The organism is Grimontia sp. AD028 (assembly GCF_000973155.1).
In the GTDB taxonomy this organism is placed as follows: domain Bacteria; phylum Pseudomonadota; class Gammaproteobacteria; order Enterobacterales; family Vibrionaceae; genus Enterovibrio; species Enterovibrio indicus.
Genome location: NZ_LASY01000170.1, coordinates 1 through 5217, shown reverse-complemented (window position 1 = coordinate 5217; position 5217 = coordinate 1). Strand labels below are relative to the sequence as shown.

At 45.1% G+C, this 5217-nt stretch carries 5 protein-coding genes; all 5 read left to right on the top strand.

Translation table 11 applies throughout. The annotated features are described in order from the left end of the window. A partial coding sequence (locus tag RN22_RS23890) for an HET-C-related protein (RefSeq protein ID WP_046308429.1) occupies positions 1-3060 on the top strand: 3060 nt, incomplete at its 5' end. A gap of 13 nt (positions 3061-3073) precedes the next feature. Further along, a complete protein-coding gene (locus RN22_RS23885; protein ID WP_046308427.1) occupies positions 3074-3808 on the top strand; it encodes a hypothetical protein in 735 nt (244 codons plus the stop codon). Positions 3809-3895: 87 nt separating this feature from the next. Further along, on the top strand, positions 3896-4348 hold the full coding sequence (locus RN22_RS23880; RefSeq protein WP_156168254.1) for a hypothetical protein: 453 nt from the start codon (positions 3896-3898) through the stop codon (positions 4346-4348). 22 nt (positions 4349-4370) lie between these two features. Continuing rightward, positions 4371-4655 (top strand): type VI secretion system PAAR protein, encoded by a 285-nt coding sequence (locus tag RN22_RS23875; protein WP_002542860.1) that lies wholly within the window; start codon positions 4371-4373, stop codon positions 4653-4655. A gap of 323 nt (positions 4656-4978) precedes the next feature. Next, on the top strand, positions 4979-5217 hold a 239-nt coding region (gene tssD, locus RN22_RS23870), incomplete at its 3' end, for a type VI secretion system tube protein TssD (protein WP_046305580.1).

Here is a 5217-nt window from a genome sequence, read left to right as displayed (position 1 = left end):
GATGACCACCTGACGGTCGACGGGCAATCCAAAGAGCATGTGAAAGGTGATATCAACCTGACCGTCGATACCTCACTGCACATCAAGCAAGGAAAGAAACAACTGCTCGAAGCAGGCACCGAAATTCACCATAAAGCGGGCGACAAAGTCATCATCGAAGCAGGCACAGAAATTACCGTCAAAACCGCTGCCGGTTTTGTAAAACTGGACCCTGCAGGGGTTCATATTTCAGGTCCTGTCGTGAACCTTAACTCAGGCGGCAGCGCGGGAAGTGGTAGCGGGTTTGGGGGCGTGATGCCAGCAATGCCTCTTCTGCTTAATGATGTTGACCCACTTCAACTAACAACTCAGCTCAACGAAAAAGAAGAGCACGCCTTAGAATCCAAATTTGCTCTCACTCAGCTCAATGGGCTACCAAAAGTGTTCGATGAACACAGATTCTCTATGTGGCTGAGTGGTGTGTTTGGTCATGATATTCCTCCACAGGCCTATCTGGATTTTTACAAAGCCGTTCAATCGGGAAGCATCACCAACCCACCGATTGAAGTCGTCGTTGGCAGTGTGGCGTATTACAACAACAAAACCCAGACAATCATTATTGGCAAAAATTTCATCAGAAACGCGAAAGAAGAAACGGGTAAAGACCATAAAGCTCGCCTGCTTACCGTCTTAGTGCACGAGTTTGGTCACCATATTGATTACCTTCTGCGCAATGTTTACAGCACGGTTGGTGGAGATGCCAGTTTGGATGAAGGTGCTGCTTTTGCTGTACTGCTATCCAATATAAATATGCGAAAGAAAACAGAAACCGTTGTCGCTAACTACAAAGGAATATGGGGAGACGAGCTTCTTTCTATCACCTATGCCAATGTGCACAAAGAGCTCCAGAATCAGCGCAGCCACATAGAAAACGATAAGAAAAGCCAAGACGGAGATAGGGAGTATTTTTCCGCAGGAGGCACAGCGGAACAAGCCAAACATGGAAAATACGGGCACAGGTCGATAGAACTGGCTCTTGTTGGTATTTTTGGTGATGATGAAATCGATACTATCTATTACGGTAATTGGCTACGCGATTATTCTCAGGTAGTCGATATCAAGCTTCTGGAATTCAATCTTGATTTGCTTATTGGTGCAGCAGACGAGCAAATCAATGGCCTTGATACCATTAAGAAAGACTTACCCGCCTATCTGAATAAAGTGCAAAGCGAAACAGAGCTAATTAGAACGCAAGCTGTCGCTCAGTTAGAAAAAGCAAAACTCAATCTTGCCCGCTTCAAAAATGCGACTTCTGAGCAGATGTTCAGAATGTCTTCTGAGCTATCCGGTTATAGAAGCGCACTGAATGCACAAATACATGCTTTAACAGCGTCGCAGACCGAGCTTAACACCATACTCAATCAACGTTCGTTGCCGACTAGCAGCGCAAATCAGGTTAAACAAAGCATAGACAACATTGACTCTGCGATTGGTGCTAAGCGGACGCAACTCGGTTTACTCGATGAGCTGGATGCTTTTGTTCTTGGTGGTGGCCAAATTGTTTCCCTTTCAAGCCAAAACGCTGAGCGTCAGCTGTCCTCTGTTCAACGAATTGTCACAGATGCGGATATCGATCGCTTTTTTAGCCACGTTCATCAGTCACTCCCTGCTATTGATCAATATCTCACTCAAATACAGGAAGCATTGAAGCAATGCTCTGCTCTACTCAAAAAAGTGGCAGATATAGAAATGACAGATAATACGGGGATCACTTCCGGCGGGCGTCGTGTCGGTAGCAAAGCGATTTCCCGTGAATCCTTAACACAAGTTGTCGAGATTCTGGCGAGAAAGGAGTTTCCTGACCGTTTCGCTGAAAGCGATAACTCTCCGTTCCGGCTCAACCCCGAGAAGCTGGGTGTATATCGCCCCGAAGAGCATTTGGACAATCCCAAAGGTATAACGGCACCGGCCAACCCTCAATATACAGGCGCATTCAGAGGTAACTATAAAGATTCTGAAGGAGAGATTGACGCCAACAAGTGGTACAAGAATTTCTTCAAAGATTCCATCACCTTCGCGAAAGAGCAGCTTTCTCTCGCCGCCGATGCAGGTAGAAATGCCAAAGGGTTGATCCACTTTGGGCAAGCATTACACGTGATGGAAGATATTTATGCCCACTCTAACTTTGTTGAACTTGCTATCAACAGGCTTCATCAGGAAGGAAAAGTACTTCTGTTAAAACCTGTAAATACTTGGGTTCAGCCCGTACAAGTTAGCAAAACTGACAGCCAAGAGGTAGAACCCTTAACCACAGGAATATTTGGCGCCAGTGACACTGTTGTGAGCCTACTTTCAGTTTTGGAAAAAGGCAGTGATCATTCAACATCCGCAGAAAAACAGCACTATCAAACTCAAGTCAGTATTATGTTAGTGTTACTCAACGATTATAAGCCGAACGCTGTTGCGCTTCTTTTTGACGCTCTTGGTCTCGATTACTCTTCAACGTCAAAGAGCCTCTCGGCAGAACAAGCACTAGAGGCCGCCCAAAAAGCTGACGAAGTATCATACCTCTATCGTTGGATGGTCAAAGAGTTCTTAAATTTATTGTTCCTGTTTTCAAATCAACTTAAAGCACTCATTGCCCGCCAAATGATGGAGGCAATCAAATACGCACAGGATGATACTTCACCCACGGATCCGACACATACACAGTTAGCTAAAGACCCGGATGATCACCCATTACACACTATTGCTGCGGAAACGGCTCAGCGGATGGTAGAAACGATGGGGGAAGCGATGCGGGATGTTTGGAGAGGGGAGATTTCATCAGAATCCTTGCTAACCAAGGCAGACAGTTTCTTTATACATCCTGAGAAAATAAACAACGATAGCCCTGAACATATCCAAAGATTGTATGAGGAAATTCATATTTGGGCTCGTAAAAATCCATTTAAACTTAGAATGGCTGCGGAGTACGACGGTCACTTAGAGCATGAATTAGAAAAATTGAAGATGATTGCAGAGTCTAGCACTGAAGTTATTGATTGGTATGTAGCTTTGGAAAAGCTAGTTTCCAACTAAGGAATCTAAAGGTATGATAAATAAGCTTTTTTTCCTATTTACTTTCTTGCTGTTTGTTAGCGGATGTTTTGCAGACGAGCCTGCATCAACGAAGCCCATTCGGCTTGTTATTACAGGCGAAACCATCAGCTTTGATGGAAAGTTACTCAGCTTTAAAGATCCTCTAAACCAGTGGATTGAAGTGTTGGGCGAGGATTACGTTTATATTGGCGAAAATCCTGACTATCAAAAGGCATATAACTCAAGTGGAAGCGATAGGTTTGTTTACCCCAAGCTAGGAATAGATATTGAAGTTCAATTCAATAACTCCGATGTGAAATCTGAATTTATCGATGGAAAGCCTGGGACTTTGAAAGATCCGTATAATCGCTTCGTAAGTATTATCAGGATCAGAATGAACCCAGAATCAAAAGCCGATCCAGGCGGTGCCCGTTACATTGGGACAGAAAGAGCCAACCACACTTACTATACCATGCATGCCGATTATGCGATTGATTTCTATGGCGCCATTGTCGACAGTGACACGTCAATCGAATCAGTACTCAGTCAAAGCAATATCGTAAAACGAAACCGGAAGTTTCACTCCAGTATCGGGGTCTATTCAGGATATGAGAACTTAGGGAAAATTGTATACAACCATTTTTTTGGTGAACAACCTGAAGTATCTATGTCAATGCAAGTCTGGCCAACCTTAGAGCTAAGGTTAGAAAACGAACGCAAATATTTTGGCAAAGTGGTTTCACGTTAAATGATGCACAGCTTTATTAAATCCCTATTCGCATTTCTCTTAGTTATAGTTGCTTATTTACCTAGCACTCTATTTGCCACTACAACTTTGGCAGGAAGCTACTCCACATCTGCAAACTCATGGACGTCTCAACAATATGTGGTTGATGAGTTTAGCGGTAAGCTCGCCATCGAAAATGACGGAGACATCTATCTCGCGAAGGAAATGGATAAGACCGAGAGAGCCGATTTTGCAGAATATCTTTTGATGGGAAGTTCCGAGCTAAATGAAGCGAAGTGTCTGGTAACGCCTTCCAAAGACCTCGCCTTAATAGAAAAGGCTGCCTCATCCGCCGGTGCTGACGTCGCCGAAGTGACGGCATCCGGTGAATCCGCACTGAAATTCGTTGATGACCAGAACCAAAAGGCCATTCTCACACTCACGCCGAAATACAAAATACGTCAGGTGTTCTGTGTTTCGGAAACAGAAATTGCGCTCGCTAAAAGTAAGATCTTCTTCTTTAGCAAGCTGCTGGGTATTGTCCCTTTAGTTAAAAACTAAAGAATTCATTAAGGAATAAATCATGGGAAATGCAGTTCGACTGGGGGATACGGGAACAGACCACGATGGTTTCCCACCAACGCCAACAACCGCTGGCTCTGGCACAGTTAAAATTGATGGTATCCCAGTTTGCCGTTTGGGCGACCCACTGGCGCCTCATGACAAACCTAAGCACCCTCCACATGGTCGCAGTATTGCGGCAGGTTCAGCGACGGTTTTTGCTGATGGAAAACCCGTGGCAAGAACGGGAGACCCAGTAAGCTGTGGTGGCGTAGTTATTGGCGGCGGCACAGTAAATATCGGTTAAACCTGTTGTCTTACTCTGACTTTTCTTAGTTTACCTTCCCAAGCTAACCGCCTGATCTCTGAATATATTGGGCGGTATCAACCTTTACCAATTCAAATACCTAGTCCCAGAAACTTCCTATTTCACTTCAAACCAATCTGACCAATCCGGCCAAATCTTGCTCGCTGAGCAACTTTTCGCCCAACCCACAAGCAATACCTTGCTCTCCCCTTTTCATGATTCATCTAACTCACTGTTTTCATTGAACTCCATCGCTGGCACACCCCTTGCGTTATTCCCCACGTAGTAAACAACCTCCTCCGAATTTTTATAGGGAAATTAAGATGCCAACTCCTTGTTATATCGCCATCGAAGGCAAAACTCAGGGCAACATCACTGCCGGTGCCTTCACCGCTGACTCTGTCGGTAACATCTACGTGGAAGGCCACGAAGACGAGATGCTGGTCCAGGCCTTTGACCACATCGTGACCGTACCCACTGACCCACAAAGCGGTCAGCCGTCAGGCCAGCGTGTTCACAAGCCATTCAAGTTCACCGTGGCACTGAACAAAGCCGTACCCCT